Origin of the sequence: Streptomyces sp. NPDC005574 (genome assembly GCF_040605435.1) — a bacterium.
Classification (GTDB): Bacteria; Actinomycetota; Actinomycetes; order Streptomycetales; family Streptomycetaceae; genus Streptomyces.
The window spans coordinates 46088-62016 of record NZ_JBEXCW010000010.1; the positions used below are offsets into that span (position 1 = coordinate 46088).

Genomic DNA, 15929 nt, shown 5'->3' on the forward strand with positions numbered 1-15929 from the left:
GTGGTGATGGTCGACACCGGACGACTCCGGATGCATGTCCAGCGGCTGGGCCCGGGCGACGGGCGCCCGGCCACCGCCACCGTGGTGCTCGTGCACGGCCTGCTCACCGACAGCCTGGCCAGCTACTACTTCACGATCGCCCCGCCGTTCGCCGCCGCCGGCCTCGACGTGGTCATGTACGACCTGCGCGGTCACGGCCGCAGCGACCGCCCGGCCGGCGGCTACACCCTCGACGACGGCATCGACGACCTGGAGGCCCTGCTCGACCGGCTCGCGGTGCGGGGCCCGGTCCACCTCGTGGGCAACTCCTACGGCGGGACGGTCGCCTTCGGCTACGCGGCCCGCCGACCGGAGCGGGCGGCGAGCGTCTGCCTGATCGAGTCGGAGCCGGCGACCGCGGCCTGGGCGGTGAAACTCGCCGGCATCCTCGACCGGGTGACACACGAGTTGGCGCACAACGAGGCCGACGCCCTCGCCTGGATCACCGCGCACCGGGGCCACAACACCGCCCGGCTGGCGAAGGGCGCGGCGCGTCTCGCCCGGGAGACCAGCCTCGCCCGGGACATCCCGGCCGGGCGGGTACTGACGGAGGACCACGTCCGGTCCGTGCGCTGCCCGGTACTGGGCGTCTACGGCGGCGACTCCGACCTCGCCCTGCTGGCGCCGTGGCTGGAAGCGCTGTTGCCGGACTGCCGCACAGTCGTGGTCCCGGGCCACGAGCACTCCGTCCTGGTCGAGGCGGCGGGGGTGGTCGGCGGACACGTGCTGTCGCTGATCCGGGAAGCGAGCACCCCGGGGGCGGCGGCTTCCGGGTCCGCGCGGGCGGGGGCGGTCGCCCGGTGAGCAGGTTCCTGTTCGTCGTCCCGCCGCTGGTGGGCCACATCAACCCGGCGGCCGGGGTCGCGGCCGAACTGGCCGCGCGGGGCCACGAACCGGCGTGGGCCTGCGCCGACCCCGGACTGGTCCGGCGGCTGGCCGGCGCGGACGCGGTGGTGTTCCCGTGCGCCGGGCCCGTCCCCGGCGAGGGCGAGGGCGTACGCCCGCCGGACCTGCGGGGCCCGGAGGCGCTGAAGTTCCTCTGGGAGCGGTTCCTGGTCCCGCTCGCCGAGGACATGGCCCCCGGCGTCAGGACGGCCGTCGACGAGTTCCGTCCGGACGCCGTCGTCGCCGACCAACAGGCCCTGGCCGGAGGGCTGGTGGCCGAACTGCTGGGCGTGCCGTGGGCCACCTCCGCCACCACCTCGGCGGAGTTCACCGACGTGCTGGCGGGCATGCCGAAGGTCGCGGACTGGCTGGCGGGGCTCCTGCGCACGCTCCGCACCCGGGTCGGTGACCCGTCCGGCACCGCCGACCCCCGGTTCTCCCCGCATCTCGTGCTGGCGTTCAGCACCCCGGAACTGGTGGGCCCCGGCGCCCGGACGGGCCGGCAGATCCACTGGGTCGGCCCGGCGGTCCCCCCGCGCCCCGCGCCGCCCGGCTTCCCCTGGGACTGGCTGGACCCCGGCCGGTCGGCGGTCCTGGTCACCCTCGGCACCGCCAACACCGATGTGGGCGCCCGTTTCCTCACCGAGTGCCTGACCGCGCTGCGCGCCCGCGCGGACCGGGTGCAGGCGGTGATCGCCGACCCGGGAGGCGTCCTGGGCGCCGACGGCCGTACGGCGGGAGATCCCGCCCCCGGCGACGACAAGGACGTGCTCGTCCTTCCCTCTGTCCCCCAGCTCCCGCTCCTGGAAAGGGTGGACGCGGTGGTGTGTCACGCCGGGCACAACACCGTCTGCGAGGCCCTGTGGCACGGCGTCCCCCTCGTCGTGGCACCCATCCGCGACGACCAGCCGGTGGTGGCCGGACAGGTGACCGGGGCCGGGGCGGGTGTCCGGGTCCGCTTCGGGCGGGTGACGGCCGCCGGGCTGGGCGCGGCGATCGACACCGTCCTGCACGAGCCCGGCCCCCGCGCGGCGGCCGGACGCATCCGTACGGCGTTCCGTGCGGCCGGCGGCACCCGGGCCGCCGCCACGCGGCTCGAACTGCTGGCCGGCGGCGCGACCACGAAGGAGGCCCCATGAGCGAGGAGCACGACCACGAGCCCGCGTCCCCCGGCCGTACCGAGCGGGTCGCCGCGCTGCGACCCGGCTACCGGGCCGACCTCGCGGACGGCACCGGGCGGTTCTTCGAACCGCGCCGCACCACCTGCCCCTGGTGCGGCTCGGACCGGCTGACGACCCGCCTGCGCACCACGGACCTGCTGCAGCACAAGCCGGGCCGCTTCGTCCTGGACCGCTGCGGCGAGTGCCGGCACACCTTCCAGAACCCACGACTGAGCGTGGCGGGGCTGGAGTTCTACTACCGCGACTTCTACGACGGCCTGGGCGAGAAGCAGCTCGGCAACACCTTCGCGAGCCGCGGCCGTATGTACGAGCAACGGGCCGCCGCACTGCTGCCGTTCGCGTCCGGTCCGAAGAACTGGCTCGATGTCGGCACCGGACACGGGCACTTCTGCGCGTCGGCCGCCACCGTCCATCCCGGCACGGTGTTCGACGGGCTCGACTTCACCGACGGCGCCGAACTCGCCGAGCGGGCGGGGCGGGTGGAGCGCGGCTACCGCGGCAGCTTCCCCGAACTGGCCGGGGAACTCGCCGGGCACTACGACGTCGTCAGCATGTTCCACTACCTGGAGCACAGCACGGAGCCGCTGCGTGAACTGGAGGCGGCCCACCGGGTGATCCGTCCCGGCGGTCACCTGCTGATCGAGGTCCCCGACCCCGACAGCCGCTACGCCCGGCTGCTCGGCCGCTGGTGGCTGCCGTGGCTCCAGCCGCAGCACCTGCACTTCGTGCCGGCCGGCAACCTGCGCCGCGGACTGACGGAGCTCGGCTTCACGGTCCTGGCGGAACAGCACGCCGAGCCGCACGACCCCGTCGACCTGCTGGCCGCCGTCTGGCTCGCCCTCGACGCGGCCGCGCCCCGCGACGACCTGCCCTGGCTGCCCGCCCGGCCGAACGCCCTGCTCCGCACCCTGCGGGCCGCGACGTTGATCGCCGGGGTTCCGGCGCTGCTGCTCGGCACGCTCCTGGACCGGTTCGCCGTCCGGCCTCTGTCACACCGGCTGGGGCTGTCCAACGCCTACCGACTGGTGGTGCGACGGGACTGAGCGGGAGCCCGGACCACCAGGGTGTGACGGCGGGACACCGCTCGCCCGGCCCGGCGGAGGGCCGCTCGCCCGGCCCGGCGGAGGGCCGCTCGCCCGGCCCGGCGGCAGGCCGTTCGGTTCTAGGGAACGCCGAGTTCGAAGAGCGCGTACCCCGCGTAGGAACCCGAGGCGATGGCCGCGACGCCGAGCACGGTGCACAGCATCGGCAGCCGCAGGCGCCGGAGTTGGAGGGCGACCGGGATGAACAGGGGGAAGGCCGGGAGCAGATAGCGGGAGACGTTGCAGAAGATCTGCTGGCTGCCGAGGACCAGCGCGAGCGTGAGGAGGGTGTAGACGGTCAGGACGGCCGGCGGGCGCAGCCCCAGGAGCAGCGGGACCAGGAGCGCGGCCAGCAGGACCACGGCGACACCGATCGTGTCCGCGAAGGGGAACGCGAAGAGGTAGTCGAAGCGTCCCACCGCGACGGAGGTGAGGACGTCGCCGGTCTGGTCGCCGTAGTCGAACGTGTGGGCCCACGCGCCGTCCTGGAGGACGAAGTAGCCGCGGAGGTCGCCCATCCGGTTGCCGACCCACAGCAGGTAGCCGAAGAGGCCGAGCGGGGCGACGAGGATCGCGGTGAGCGGGCGGGCGACGCCGTCCTGGCGCCGGTACAGGGCGAGCAGCGCGGCGACGGTGAGCCCGGCGATGAGCGCCCCGGCGGTGGGCCGGTTGAGGCCGGCGGCGAAGGTGAGGGTGCCCGCGGTGAGCCAGCGGTGGTTCATGACGGCGTGGCAGGCCCAGACGGCCAGGGCGACGTAGAGGGACTCCGAGTAGTTCGCCCACTCCGTGCCGGAGCCGGGCCAGACCGCCCACAGTCCGGCCGCGGCGAGCCCGGCCCGCGGACCGCCGAAGTGCGCGGTGACGGCGTAGATGCCGAGGGCGGCGACGAAGGAGGCGACGATCGACACCAGCATCCCGGCGCCGTAGACGCCGAGACCGGTGCAGGCGGAGACCAGCCGCATCGCGGCCGGGTAGAGCGGGAAGAACGCCGCCGAGTTGCCTTCGAGGGTGATCAGTCCGGTGGCGCCGGGGACCGGGACGAGCGCGGGGTGGTAGCCGTGTTCGGCGATCTGCTGGTACCACCAGCCGTCCCAGCTGGCCAGTACGTCCCAGGCGTGGGCGCCGCCGCCGAAGCGCGGGTTCTTCTTCCGGAAGTCCCCGGCGGAGTCGAGCAGGTACATGAAGACGGCGAAGCCGGTGAGCTTGAGCACGCCGTACAGCGCGAGGACGGGCAGGTGCTCCCGGGCCGCACGGCGCAGCCGCGGGCCGGGGTGCTGCCGGGCGCCGGGGAGAGCGGCGTCGTCGTCGGGGTCGGTGCCGAAGGCGGCGGTCTGCGTGGCGACGTGGTTCATGCGGCCGTCGATCCCGTCCCCCGGCGCCGGACGGGGAACACCCAGGCGCGGAAGAGCAGGAAGCGCACGAGGGTGGCCGCGAGGTTGGCGGCGACCAGCACGCCGACCTCCGTGGGGCGCCCGACGCCGGGTGCCGCGCGGTGCAGCGCGGCGAGTGATCCGCTGGTGAGGGCCAGGCCGACCAGGAAGACCAGCAGGCCCTTGGCCTGGTGGCGCAGCGCGCCACCGCCCCGCAGCCCGAAGGTGAGCCGCCGGTTGGCGGCGGTGTTGGCGATCGCGCACACCAGCAGCGCGAGGGCGTTGGCCGCCTGCGCGCCGGTGACCGGGCGGAGCGCGGCGTACAGCAGCACGTATCCGACGGTGCTGACCGCTCCCACGGCGCCGAAGCGCAGCAGTTGTCCGGCCAGGCCGCCGCGCGCGGTGTCGTCGGCGTCGGCGCGGCTCAGCCCGGCCATCGGGAGGGTGCCGCGGGACAGGGCGCGGCCGATCCTGGCGATGCCGCGCAGGTCGGCGAGGGCGGTGGAGAGGATGTCGACGCGGCTGTCGGGGTCGTCCGTCCAGTCGACCGGCACCTCGTGTATGCGCAGTCCGGCCCGCTCCGCGATCACCAGCAGCTCGGTGTCGAAGAACCACTGCGAGTCCTTCACCAGGGGCAGCAGCCGTTCGGCGACATCGCGCCGGACCGCTTTGAAGCCGCACTGGGCGTCGGAGAAGCCGACGGCGAGGGTGGAGCGCAGCAGGACGTTGTAGCAGCGCGAGATGACCTCCCGCTTGGGGCCGCGCACGACTCGGGAGCCGCGGGCCAGGCGGGTGCCGATGGCGATGTCGGAGTGCCCGGAGATGAGCGGGGCGACCAGCGGCAGCAGTGCCGTCAGGTCGGTCGACAGATCCACGTCGAGATAGGCGAGCACCGGTGCCCGGGAAGCCGACCAGGCGGCGTGCAGCGCCCGGCCGCGCCCCTTCTCGGCCAGCCGCAGCCACTGCGTCCCGGGCAGTTCGGCGGCCAGCCGGGCGGCTATGCGCGGGGTCGCGTCGGTGCTGGCGTTGTCCGCGACGGTGATCCGGAACGGGTACGGGAAGGTCTCGCTCAGGTGCGCGTGGAGCCGCCGGACGCTCGGTTCCAGGTCGGCCTCCTCGTTGAACACCGGGACGACGATGTCCAGGACGGGTTCGCGGTGGTGCGCCGGCACGGGTGTGCGGAGCGGCAGTCGGTCCATCGGATCGTCCGTCGGTGAGGAGGGGGCCGGCACTGCGGCGGCCAAGCCTGTCTTTGTCACGTTCCATCCATGGTCGTGGTCGGTCGCGGGGCGTCCCGAAGCCGCCGGTGGCGGCGGGGGCGCTCAGGAAGGCGTGGTCGTCGGTGTCGGTGGCGCGCTCGGCGTCGCCGTGTCGGAGGGCGCCGAGGTGAGTGTCCGGCTCGGTTCGGCGTCCACGGTGACCGAACTCCCGTTCGCGGTGGGCGCCGTGGGCTCTCCGGAGTCGCTCTCGGCGCCGGACGGGGGCACGTCGGTGGTGCCGGACGAGGGGGCGCCGGTCGTCCTGGAGGGTGAGGCGTCCGGGGTCGGCAGGGTCGTCGGACTGGGAGACGCCGGGCTCGTCACGGGCCGGGGCAGGGGGGCCTGCGGCCGGTTCTCGACCCGGTCGTGCGGCAGCATGAGGAAGCCGATGCCCAGTCCCGCGACGGCGAGGACGGAGCCGACGGCCTTCTGGGCCGCGCGGGCACGGCGGCGGGCCCGCACGTCCGCCCGCAGTCGCAGCTGGTGCCGCGGCTCGAAGGCGGTGTGCTCCCGGGAGTCGCGCATCATGCGCGTCAACTCGCGCTCGAAGTGGTCCATGGACTCCCCTTCACCCCACCGGCTCGATGACGTCGGCCAGGATCAGGCGCAGCCGTGCCACGCCGCGTGACGCGTGGGACCGGGCGGTGCCCACCGGGCACCCCAGCATCTCCGCGACCTGTTTCTCGGGCAGGTCCTGGTAGTAGCGCAGCACCACCGCCGCCCGCTGTCGCGGTGGCAGTTGGGCCAGCGCCGCCTCCAGCCGGGAGCGTTCGGCGACCGCGGTGGACACGTCGTCCGCCTCCGCGAGGTCGGGCAGCTGCTCGACCGGGCGCTCACCCCACCAGCGCCGTCGCGCCGAGCGGGCCGCCGCGCGCACCAGGACCTTGCGGACGTACGCCTCCGGGGCCTCCTCGGCGATCCTGGGCCAGACGAACCAGAGCTTGACCAGGGCCTCCTGGAGGAGGTCCTCGGCCCGGTGCCGGTCGCCGCCCACGAGCAGCCGCGCGAGGTGGAACAACGCCGACCAGCGGGCCGCCACGAACGTGTCGAACCCGTCGGCTCGTTCCTGCTCCATCCGCACCGCCCCCGCTTCGGCATCCCCTTACACCTGGGAAAAGACGTTGAGCCCACCGCCACGATGCGCGCGACGCCCGTGATCCGGGTCACACCCGCCTGCGGACGGGAGGCGGCCGGGCGCCCTGACGCTGCTGCTCGGGCCGGGCAGCCCGCGCTGCGGCACGGGGGTCATTCGCGGCGCGCGCGTCTACCCTGGGGTGCCATGGAAGGGGCTGCTGCGGACACAGGCACGTCCGGTGAACGGCCGGACTCCGACGGGTCGTTCGGCCCGCTCGTGGTGGCGGCGCAGCCGCCGGTGCTGCGGGCGGCGCACGTGGAACTCCCGGCGGAGAGCCCCGACCCGGCGCTGCTGCCCACCATCACGCTGCTGGAGCGGGCGGTGACCCGCGGCGCCGAACCGGGCGGGCCGCCGCTGCCGCCGGGTGAACTCCTCGCCGGGCAGTACCGGTTGATCCGGCCGCTGGGCTACGGCGGGATGGGCGAGGTCCATCTGGCCCTGGACACGCGGGTCGACCACCGCGAGGTGGCGATCAAGTTCCTGCACCCCCGGCAGGCGGCGGCCGGCGCCGGCGCCCTGGCCCGGGAGCGGCGGGCCCTGGTCGACCTCCGCCACGACGACCTCATCCGGGTCTACAACTACGGCCACCATCCCGAGGTCGGGGACTTCCTGGTCCTGGAGTACGTCGACGGGCTCACCCTGGAGGAGGTGCGGGCGCGGGCCCGGGTGAACCCGGACGAGTTCGGCGGCGGCCGCTTCCACGAGTTCGTGCTCGCCTACGGCGTGCGTCTGCTGGCCGCGCTGGGGCATCTGCACGCCGACCGGCCCGCGAAGGTGTACGGCGACCTGAAGCCGGACAACGTCATGCACGACGGCACCGCCACGAAGATCATCGATGTGGGCAGTGTCCGCCCGGCCGGCCTCCCCGGCCACACCACGGCCGGGTTCCGGGCGCCGACCGTCGGCCGGGACGGCGAATCCACCGGCCGGGACGACCTGTTCAGCCTGGGCGAGACACTGCGGCGGCTGAGCGGCCTCGGGCGGTCGGCCGCCGACCTGGCGGAACTGGGCTCCCTGGACACGCTCGCCCGGCCGAAGGCGCCGGGCACCCCCGCGCACCCGGCGGGCGACGCCATGACGGCGCCCCCGCCCCGGGGACTCGGCCTGGTCTCCCTCGCCCGCGTGCTGCACCGCGCGACCCGGGCGAAGGAGGCCGAGCGGTTCGCCACCGCGCAGGAGATGGAGGAACAACTGCGGGGTGTCTTCCGCGAGTTACGGTCGCTGCGGACAGGGGCGGAGACCTTCGAGCCGTCACCGTTGTTCGTCCAGTCGCCGTACGCCCTCGACGGCACCCTCGGCTCGGCGCCGCCCCTCGCCCGATGGGCCCTGCCCGAGGTCCCCGCCGTGTACGCGCCACCGTCGCCCGTCGAGGTCGCCCGCCGCCTGCCGGTCCCGCGGCCCGACCCCTACGACGACCACCACCTGGAGCTCAGCAGGCTGGCCGACGCCGCTCCGGAGGCGCTGTTGCAGCACACCGGGGACTGGCAGGACTCGCCGGAGGTCCATCTGCTGCGCTGCCGCCTGCGGTTGCGGGTGCCCGGCGGCGACACGGACACGGCCGAGCGCGAACTGCGGTCGGCGGAGGCGCTGATCGGGCCCGGGCGGGCCCCGTACGACTGGCGGCTCTCCTGGCACCGCGGGCTGCTCGCGCTCGCCCGCGACCGGGTGGATACGGCACGGCTCCACTTCGACCGGGTGTTCGCGGCCATCCCCGGCGAGTACGCGCCGAAGCTCGCCCTCGGTCACTGCGCCGAGCGTTTGGGCCGCTGGCACGAGGCGTTGACGTTCCACGAGGCGGTGCGGCTGCGCAACCCGTCGCTGGGCAGCGCGGCGTTCGGCGCCGTGCGCGCCCGCCTCGCCCTCGGCGGCGAACGGGCCTGGGAGGACGCCGTACGGGCGCTCGACGCGGTGCCGCAGCACTCCCGGCACCGCACCGCGGCGCGGACCGCCGCGGTGCGCATCGGGGTCGGGCACGTGCGGACCGCCGGAGCCGCCGACGGGGTGACCGAGCGGCTGCGGGCCGTACTGGAGCGGCTGGCCCGGCTCTTCCACGCGCACGGTCTGACCGACGAGCAGGCCAGGGTCCGGATGACGACGGAGGTGTGGGAGGTCCTGCGGGAGACGCTCGCGCGCGGGGCGCTCGACGCACCGGGCCTGGCGGCGCTGGCCGCGGGCGCGGACGTACGGCTCGGTCTGCCCGCCGACGAACAGGGCCTGCGCGCGGACCTCTCCCGCCTGTACCTCGCGCTCGCCCACCAGGCCGCCCGATCCACCGCGCCCGAGGACGCGGCCGTCGCCGAGACGCTGCTGGACCGGGCCTACGAGGTCCGCCCGCTCGCCTTCCGGCACCGCAGGGACGGTCCGTGGCCCGGCAGAAGACTCGCCGACCGACTGCGCGCGCTCGCCTCCGCACCGGGCCGTGACACCCCGGCGGCCGGCGAGTGAGCGGGGCCATCCGGCCGGAGGGGGCCGCGACGGGTGTGGGGGCCGGCAGCACGGAGGTCGAGGGCTTCGAGGGCGGCGGCGCGGAGACCGGCGGCGCGGAGACGGGCGGCGCGGAGACCGGCGGCGCGGAGACCGGCGGCGCGGAGACCGGCGGCGACCGGCGCGCCCGCCCGCCGCACCCCGACCGCACCGCCCGTGCCGTCGCCGCGCTCCGTGCCGTCGCCGTCGAACTGGCCCGCCGGGTGGGGCGTTACGCGTGGCCGTCGGCCTCGGGCCGCCGCAACCGGGGGTACCTGCGGGACCGGCTGGTCGCGCTGCCGCTGCTCGCCGTGGTGGGGTTCGGGGCGTTCGGCTGGGCGTACGCGGACGTGCGGGCCGACTCGGCGTACGTGCGGGACCGGCTGGCGCCGGCGCTGGTGGACCTGGCCGACGTGCGGGCCTCGCTGTTCATCGCCCAGGGCGAAGCGGAGGCGCGGCTCGCCTCGGGCGGTTCGGCGGAACTCGGCGGGCTCGGCGAGCGGTACCGGACCCGGGTGGCGCGGGCCACGCAGAGCCTGAACCAGGTCACCCGGGGCGGGGCGCTGACCGTGGCCGAGGAGCAGGAGCTGCGGGTGGTGTCCGCGCTGGTCGTGGACTACACGGGGTGGATCGGCCGGGCCCAGGGCCACGCGGGCGACCCGGTGCTGCGGAACGCCGAACTGACGTACGCGCGCAGCATGTTGTGCTCGACCCCGGTGCCCGCGGCGCACCGGCGGGACCGCTACCCGGCGTGTCCGCCGGCGGCCGGTCCGGCCGTGGACGCGACCTCGATCGTGGTCCGGGTGTCCGGCCTGGAGCGGCGCCTGCGGGACCGGCTCGCGCAGCGGGCCGCCTGGGGTGGGCGCGTCCTCGCGGCGGCCGTGGTCTCCGGGCTCGCCCTGGTGCTGCTCGCCGCCGGTCTGTGGCGCACCCTGGCCTTCCTCCGGCGCCGCTTCCGCATCCGGCTCAGCCTCCCGCTCGCGGCGGCCGCGCTGCCGCTGCTGGCCGTGCCGGCCCTGACGGCCGACGCGCTGCTCGCGCAGCACGCGCAGACCGCGGCGGGTCCGGTGGCCGACGCGCTGGCCCGCAGGACCTCGCCCGGGACGGAGACGGCCGCCGAGGAGCGCCCGTTCGCCGGCCCGGACCCCTGGTCCGTGGAGGTGCTGGGCCGGCGCCTCGACGACACGCTCGCCGACGGCCGGCTGGGCCTCCTCGACGGGACCGCCCCCTGGGTGTTCCCGGCGGGCCTGGCCGCCGCCGCCCTGATCGCCGGCGCCCTGCACGGCTACCGCCGCGAATACCTCACCGTGACCCGCCCCGGAGCCGTCTCATGAGGCCCCGACCGCACCACGGCGTCCACCGCGCCCTGCGGGCGCCGGGCCGGCACCTGGACGACACGCTCGCCGACGACCGGCCGGCCCTCCTCGACGGGACCGCCCCCTGGGTGTTCCCGGCGGGCCTTGCCGCCGCCGCCCTGCACGGCTACCGCCGCGAATACCTCACCGTGACCCGCCCCGGAGCCGTCTCATGAACACCCGACCGCGCCACGGCGTCCACCGCGCCCTGCGGGCGCTGGTCGCGGCCTGTCTGCTCGCGCTCGTGCCGGGCTGCGCCTCGCGCGCGCCGGCCCCGCTGGTGGTCCTGGGCCCGTGGACCGGCGCGGAGGGTGACGCGTTCGAAGCCGCCCTGGCGGGGCTCGACGACGGGACCGGCCGGACGTACACCTACGAGGGCACCCGTTCGCTGCGCGAGACGCTCGTCTCACAGCTGGAGGCCGACGACCCGCCCGACGTGGCGATCCTCAACAGCGTCGGGGAACTCACCGAGTACGCCCGCCGCGGCCGGCTGAAGCCCCTCGCCGAGGAGACCGCCTCGCGCGCCTACCCGCCGTGGGCGCCGACGCTGCTGGTCGACGGCGGCCGGCGCACCTACTGGGTTCCGCTGAAGGTCGACCTGAAGAGCCTGGTGTGGAGCAAGAAGGCCACCCCGGACGGCCCGGACGACGTCCCGGTGTGGTGCGTGGGGCTCGCCTCGCAGGCCACCTCGGGCTGGCCCGGCACCGACTGGATCGAGGACATCCTGCTCCACCAGGCCGGTCCCGCCCGGTACGCGCAGTGGGCCACCGGCCGGCTCGGCTGGCGCACCCCGGCCGTCGAGCGGGCCTGGACGACCTGGGCGCGGCTGCTCGGCACCCGCTCGGCGGCCTCGGTGGAGCGCTCGCTCACCACCTCGTTCGAGGGCACGTCCGCCGCCGGCCGGCCGAGCGGGCTGCTCGACTCCGGTCTCGACTGCACGCACGAGCACCAGAGCGCCTTCATCCGGTACGTGTACGCGGGCGACGACGTCCGGGTGGAGCCGTCGGCCCGGTTCCTCGACGGGAAGGCCGAGTACCGCGACTCGTTCGAGGTCGCGGGCGACATGGCGGCCGTCTTCAGCGCCGACCCGGCGGCCCAGGAACTGGTGGAACGGCTGTCCAGCCCGGCCGGTCGGGAGCGCTGGCGGGCCAAGGCCGACCCGGCGGTCCGCCCCCTGTTCCCCGGCACGACCGGCCTCGCGCCGCCCGCGCCCGCGAACCCGGCCGAGCGGGAGATCGACTCGCTGCTGCACTCCCGGGCCCGCACCCTCTGCTTCGACGCCTCGGACGTGATGCCGCCGGAGCTGCGGGACGCCTTCCACCGCGCGGTCCTGGAGTTCTTCCGGGACCGCACCCCGCACCGACTGGCTTCCCTGCTGCGCGAGTTGGACGCCGTACGGGTGCGGGCCGAGGCCGACTGGGCCGACGACCGCACGTTCCGGCCACCCGAGGACATCTGCGCGAGTCCCGGCGGGTGACCGTCCCGCTCAGCTCTCGTCAGGCGTCAGCCGCAGCGAGACGGAGTTGATGCAGTACCGCTGGTCCGTCGGCGTCGCATACCCCTCACCCTCGAACACGTGCCCGAGGTGTGAGCCGCAGCGCGCGCAGCGCACCTCGGTCCGCACCATTCCGTGAGTCCGGTCCTGGATGAGCTCGACGGCGTCGGTGTCCTTCGGGTCGTAGAAGGACGGCCAGCCGCAGTGCGAGTCGAACTTCGTGGTGGAGGTGAACAGTTCGGCGCCGCAGGCCCGGCAGGAGTAGACGCCGGTCGCCTTGGTGTCGGTGTACTCGCCGGTGAAGGCGGGTTCCGTGGCCGCCTGCCGCAGGACGGCGTACTCCGCCGGCGTCAGCTCCTCGCGCCACTGCTCGTCCGGCTTTTCGACGTCGTACGACATGAACCTCAGCCCCTCACTCAGACAGCTGGTCAAGAATCCGCGGGCCGAGGTCGGTGACGTCGCCCGCTCCCATGGTGAGAACGAGATCACCGGCCTTCGCCATTCCCGCGACGACCGCCGGCACGCCCGCCTTGTCGTGGACCGGTGTCACGTCGGCGCCGGCGGCCCGCGCCGCGTCGACGATCAGGGCGCTGGTGACGCGGGGCAGCGGGTCCTCGCGGGCCGGGTAGATGTCGAGGACCACCGAGGCGTCGGCGAGCGCCAGGGCCTCGCCCATCTCCTTGCCGAGCTCCTGCGTCCGGGAGAACAGGTGCGGCTGGAAGACGACGAGGATCCGGGCGTCGCCCGCCGCCGCGCGCATCGCCTCCAGGTCCGCGGTCATCTCCGTGGGGTGGTGGGCGTAGGAGTCGATGACCTGGACGCCTGCCGCCTCGCCCTTCAGCTGGAGGCGACGCTTCACGCCGGTGTACGCGGCCAGCGCGGGGGCCAGTTCCGCGGCGGGGACGCCCAGCGCCACGCCGGCCGCCAGCGCGGCCACCGCGTTGTGCGCGTAGTGGCGGCCGGGGACGGAGACGGTGAAGGTGAGCTCGGTGCCGTCGAGGACGACGGTGACCTGGCTCTTCAGCCCCTGCGCGACCACCGACAGGATGCGGACCTCGGCGTCCTCGGACTCGCCGTAGGTCACCACCCGCACGTCGCGTGCCGTGACGCGGCGGGTCAGTTCGCGCGCGCCCTGCTGGTCGGCGGCGATCACCAGCGTGCCGCCGTCGGTGATGCGGTCCACGAAGGTCTCGAAGGACTCGTAGATCTCGTCCATCGAGGCGTAGTTGGCGTGGTGGTCGAGTTCCACGTTGAGCACGATCGCCACCTCGGGCGTGTACTTGTGGAAGCTGCGGTCCGATTCGTCCGCCTCGGCCACGAAGATCTCGCCCTCGCCGTGCAGGGCGTTGGAGCCGGGCGCGTCGAGGTCGCCGCCGATGGCGTACGACGGCTCGAGGCCCAGTGCGCCGAGCGACACCGCCAGCATCGAGGTGGTCGTGGTCTTGCCGTGGGTGCCGGCGACCGCGATCGGCCGCAGACCGTCCATCAGGGCGGCGAGCGCGTCCGAGCGGTGGACGACCGGGATGCCCAGCTCGGCGGCCCGGGCCAGCTCCGGGTTGTCCTTGCGGATCGCCGACGACACGACGACGCAGCTGGCGTCGCCGGCGAGGTGCTCCGGGGCATGCCCGACGTGCACCGTCGCGCCCAGCGCGCGCAGGGCGCCGGCGGTCTCGGAGTCCTTCGCGTCACTGCCCGCGACCTGCGCCCCGCGCTGCGCGAGGATCTTGGCGATGCCCGACATCCCGGCCCCGCCGATGCCGATGAAGTGCGGTCGGTCCATGGCGGCAGGAAGGCCGGGTGCCATGCGTTGTCTCCCCAAGATCCGGTACGACGATGAGCAGCGCCCTCTCACAGGAACGCCACCCCCAGCCTAGGGCCTGCCCCCACCCCCCACCCCCGGCCCCCTCAGGAGCCCGACACCCGGCACACCGAGCGACAGGGACGCGAGCAACGGAGACGGCCCCCACCCCCGCAGGGGCGCGGGGAACTGCGCGCCAAGCCACGACCAACCGCCACCCACCCGACAGGCCGCACCCCCACCCCCTCAGGGGCGCGGGGAACTGCGCATCAGGGGCGCGGGGAACTGCGCAAGACGCCCCCACCAACCCGCACCCACCGGACAGTCAGCAGCCACAGGCGCACCCCCCACCCCCTACTCCTTGCTGTGCGAGAACAGCTTCAACACCGGCACCCCCACCTTGTGCCGAGCCCGAGAAGCCCAGTCACGATGGAAGAACTCCTCCACATAGTGGGGATCCGTCAGGACGATCACCTCGTCCGCCCCCGACTCCTCCACAAGAGACTTCAGCGCGTCGAGCGGATGATCCTCGATCAGCCGCCCCCGCGCCTCGCTGCCGGAGGCGTGCAGCGCCATCAGCGACACGTCAAGCGCCTGCTGCGCCGGCTTCTTCGCCTCGTCCCCCTCCGGCGTCTCGCCCTCCCGGGCGGCCTCGTCGATCTCGCCCAGCGCGACGTCGTCGATGGCGCGCAGCAGGCGGTCGGCCTGGTCGCCGCGCGGCTGGAGCAGCACCTGGAAGGCGACCGGCTCGTCGCCGTGCAAGGTGGTGACGAACTCCACGTCCGCGGACGTCAGGGCCTTCTCGATCATCAAAACGCTTGTGAACACCAGCGCCCCTTCTTCTGCGAGGGCCGTGGCCCTCTGTCCTGCGTGGGCCGTACCGCGTCAGCCCCTGCGGAAACCATCCTTCCCCGTGATCCCACGGGGTCTGCGTGATTCAGTGTGCCTGTCGGAGAGGAAGCGGAACGGCACATTCCGCCGACTTCGGGATCATTGCCGCCCTTCGAACCGCTGTCCGGCCTCACGACCGCCGGTACCTGCTGAACAGGAAACCCTCCTCCTCCAGCAGGGACGCCAGTACGAACCGCCGCGGGACCGCGACCGAGGGCCCGCCCGCGATCCGCTGCGCGTCGCCCGCGGTGAGCATCGGGGCGAGGGTCAGGCACAGCTCGTCGAGGACCCCGGCGGCCACCCACTGCCCGAGCAGCCGCGGGCCGCCCTCGGTCAGCAGCCGGGTGTGCCCGAGCCCCGCGAGCGCCCGTACGGCACGGACCGGGTCCACGCCGGCGCCGTCCCCGGCGATCACCACCCCGGCACCGGCCTTCTCGGCGGCGGCGATCCGGTCGGGGGGTGCCGCGGCGCCCGTGAGGACCAGGGTGGGCACGAGCGGCGAGGTGAACAGCGGGAGCGAGAAGTCCAGGTCGAGACGCGCGCTGACCACCGCGATCACCGGTGCGGGCCCCTGCCCGGCGGCCTCCCGCGACGCCGCGAACTCGGCCCGCGCGCGGGCCGGACGGTACCCCTCCTGCCGTACCGTCTCCGCGCCGACGACCACGACGTCCGCGAGCGCCCGCAGCGTGCCGAAGATCCGCATGTCGGTCGGGGTGGAGATGGGCTGCGAGCGGCCGTCGTGCTGGGCGGCGCCGTCGAGGGTGGCGACCATGTTGGCCCGCAGCCAGGCTCCCGGGCCGTCCTCGGAGGGCTCCGGATAGGCGTAGGCGGCGGCGAGTTCGGCCAGGCTCCACTCGTGCCCCGCCGCAGCGGATTCGCCCTCCCCCGGGCCCCCGCCGGAGACCTGGGCTGCTGTTTCGTCGGTCACAGGGAACAGGCGTCGCATGCCGTGCAGTCTGGCACGACCCTTAGCATG

The 15929-nt window shown here is 74.8% G+C and carries 15 protein-coding genes; 7 read left to right on the forward strand and 8 right to left on the reverse strand.

From position 1 onward, the window contains the following. Positions 1 to 6 precede the first annotated feature (6 nt). Genes ABZT03_RS09900 through ABZT03_RS09910 form a run of 3 tightly spaced genes read left to right on the forward strand, consistent with a single transcriptional unit; the run spans position 7 to position 3148 of the window. A complete protein-coding gene (locus tag ABZT03_RS09900) occupies positions 7 to 843 on the forward strand; it encodes an alpha/beta hydrolase (protein ID WP_356036297.1) in 837 nt (278 codons plus the stop codon). Further along, a complete protein-coding gene (locus ABZT03_RS09905) occupies positions 840 to 2063 on the forward strand; it encodes a glycosyltransferase (RefSeq protein WP_356036059.1) in 1224 nt (407 codons plus the stop codon). The genes ABZT03_RS09900 and ABZT03_RS09905 overlap by 4 nt, the downstream gene beginning before the upstream one ends. Then, the gene (locus tag ABZT03_RS09910) at positions 2060 to 3148 is read left to right on the forward strand and encodes a class I SAM-dependent methyltransferase (RefSeq protein WP_356036061.1); all 1089 of its coding nucleotides are present in this window, start codon (positions 2060 to 2062) and stop codon (positions 3146 to 3148) included. The genes ABZT03_RS09905 and ABZT03_RS09910 overlap by 4 nt, the downstream gene beginning before the upstream one ends. Before the next feature lie 119 nt (positions 3149 to 3267). Here ABZT03_RS09910 and ABZT03_RS09915 read toward each other — a convergent pair whose 3' ends face one another. The 4 genes from ABZT03_RS09915 to ABZT03_RS09930 all read right to left on the reverse strand — a co-directional run bounded on the left by ABZT03_RS09915 (position 3268) and on the right by ABZT03_RS09930 (position 6891). Continuing rightward, the gene (locus ABZT03_RS09915; RefSeq protein WP_356036063.1) at positions 3268 to 4539 is read right to left on the reverse strand and encodes a hypothetical protein; all 1272 of its coding nucleotides are present in this window, start codon (positions 4537 to 4539) and stop codon (positions 3268 to 3270) included. Continuing rightward, positions 4536 to 5756, reverse strand: coding sequence for a bifunctional glycosyltransferase family 2/GtrA family protein (locus ABZT03_RS09920; RefSeq protein WP_356036065.1), 1221 nt, complete (start codon positions 5754 to 5756; stop codon positions 4536 to 4538). Before ABZT03_RS09920 ends, ABZT03_RS09915 begins: the two co-directional genes overlap by 4 nt. Before the next feature lie 123 nt (positions 5757 to 5879). Further along, positions 5880 to 6374, reverse strand: coding sequence for a hypothetical protein (locus tag ABZT03_RS09925; protein WP_356036067.1), 495 nt, complete (start codon positions 6372 to 6374; stop codon positions 5880 to 5882). 10 nt (positions 6375 to 6384) lie between these two features. Next, entirely contained in the window at positions 6385 to 6891 is a 507-nt protein-coding gene (locus ABZT03_RS09930) for a SigE family RNA polymerase sigma factor (RefSeq protein ID WP_356036069.1), read from the reverse strand. A 204-nt stretch (positions 6892 to 7095) separates the two neighbouring features. Between ABZT03_RS09930 and ABZT03_RS09935 the strand changes: the two genes are divergently transcribed. The 4 genes from ABZT03_RS09935 to ABZT03_RS09950 are packed head-to-tail and all read left to right on the forward strand — an operon-like array spanning position 7096 to position 12246. Further along, positions 7096 to 9396: a tetratricopeptide repeat protein gene (locus ABZT03_RS09935; protein WP_356036071.1), complete on the forward strand. Its 2301-nt coding sequence runs from the start codon at positions 7096 to 7098 to the stop codon at positions 9394 to 9396. Then, positions 9393 to 10748 carry a hypothetical protein gene (locus tag ABZT03_RS09940; protein WP_356036073.1) on the forward strand — a complete coding sequence of 452 codons (1356 nt, stop codon included), beginning with the start codon at positions 9393 to 9395 and terminating at the stop codon, positions 10746 to 10748. Before ABZT03_RS09935 ends, ABZT03_RS09940 begins: the two co-directional genes overlap by 4 nt. After that, positions 10745 to 10945, forward strand: a complete 201-nt coding sequence (locus ABZT03_RS09945; protein ID WP_356036076.1) for a hypothetical protein — start codon at positions 10745 to 10747, stop codon at positions 10943 to 10945. Before ABZT03_RS09940 ends, ABZT03_RS09945 begins: the two co-directional genes overlap by 4 nt. Then, positions 10942 to 12246: an alpha-glucoside ABC transporter substrate-binding protein gene (locus ABZT03_RS09950; protein ID WP_356036079.1), complete on the forward strand. Its 1305-nt coding sequence runs from the start codon at positions 10942 to 10944 to the stop codon at positions 12244 to 12246. The genes ABZT03_RS09945 and ABZT03_RS09950 overlap by 4 nt, the downstream gene beginning before the upstream one ends. A 9-nt stretch (positions 12247 to 12255) precedes the next feature. Here the strand turns inward: ABZT03_RS09950 and msrB are convergent, their stop codons facing one another. From msrB to ABZT03_RS09970, 4 genes are all read right to left on the reverse strand, one after another. Next, a complete protein-coding gene (gene msrB, locus ABZT03_RS09955) occupies positions 12256 to 12663 on the reverse strand; it encodes a peptide-methionine (R)-S-oxide reductase MsrB (RefSeq protein ID WP_356036082.1) in 408 nt (135 codons plus the stop codon). Between the two features lie 13 nt (positions 12664 to 12676). After that, positions 12677 to 14068 carry a UDP-N-acetylmuramate--L-alanine ligase gene (murC, locus tag ABZT03_RS09960; RefSeq protein ID WP_356036085.1) on the reverse strand — a complete coding sequence of 464 codons (1392 nt, stop codon included), beginning with the start codon at positions 14066 to 14068 and terminating at the stop codon, positions 12677 to 12679. A gap of 348 nt (positions 14069 to 14416) precedes the next feature. Then, entirely contained in the window at positions 14417 to 14890 is a 474-nt protein-coding gene (locus tag ABZT03_RS09965) for an indole-3-glycerol phosphate synthase (protein ID WP_356036088.1), read from the reverse strand. Positions 14891 to 15083: 193 nt separating this feature from the next. Continuing rightward, positions 15084 to 15899 (reverse strand): pyrimidine reductase family protein, encoded by an 816-nt coding sequence (locus ABZT03_RS09970; RefSeq protein ID WP_356036091.1) that lies wholly within the window; start codon positions 15897 to 15899, stop codon positions 15084 to 15086. Positions 15900 to 15929: the final 30 nt, after the last annotated feature.

Excerpts from the sequence above, each read along its gene's own strand:
- ABZT03_RS09900 (WP_356036297.1), top strand. The coding sequence starts at position 7 with ATGGTCGACACCGGACGACTCCGGATGCATGTCCAGCGGCTGGGCCCG.
- ABZT03_RS09910 (WP_356036061.1), top strand. The coding sequence starts at position 2,060 with ATGAGCGAGGAGCACGACCACGAGCCCGCGTCCCCCGGCCGTACCGAG.
- ABZT03_RS09915 (WP_356036063.1), bottom strand. The coding sequence starts at position 4,539 with ATGAACCACGTCGCCACGCAGACCGCCGCCTTCGGCACCGACCCCGAC.
- ABZT03_RS09920 (WP_356036065.1), bottom strand. The coding sequence starts at position 5,756 with ATGGACCGACTGCCGCTCCGCACACCCGTGCCGGCGCACCACCGCGAA.
- ABZT03_RS09925 (WP_356036067.1), bottom strand. The coding sequence starts at position 6,374 with ATGGACCACTTCGAGCGCGAGTTGACGCGCATGATGCGCGACTCCCGG.
- ABZT03_RS09930 (WP_356036069.1), bottom strand. The coding sequence starts at position 6,891 with ATGGAGCAGGAACGAGCCGACGGGTTCGACACGTTCGTGGCGGCCCGC.
- ABZT03_RS09935 (WP_356036071.1), top strand. The coding sequence starts at position 7,096 with ATGGAAGGGGCTGCTGCGGACACAGGCACGTCCGGTGAACGGCCGGAC.
- ABZT03_RS09945 (WP_356036076.1), top strand. The coding sequence starts at position 10,745 with ATGAGGCCCCGACCGCACCACGGCGTCCACCGCGCCCTGCGGGCGCCG.
- ABZT03_RS09950 (WP_356036079.1), top strand. The coding sequence starts at position 10,942 with ATGAACACCCGACCGCGCCACGGCGTCCACCGCGCCCTGCGGGCGCTG.
- msrB (WP_356036082.1), bottom strand. The coding sequence starts at position 12,663 with ATGTCGTACGACGTCGAAAAGCCGGACGAGCAGTGGCGCGAGGAGCTG.
- murC (WP_356036085.1), bottom strand. The coding sequence starts at position 14,068 with ATGGCACCCGGCCTTCCTGCCGCCATGGACCGACCGCACTTCATCGGC.
- ABZT03_RS09970 (WP_356036091.1), bottom strand. The coding sequence starts at position 15,899 with ATGCGACGCCTGTTCCCTGTGACCGACGAAACAGCAGCCCAGGTCTCC.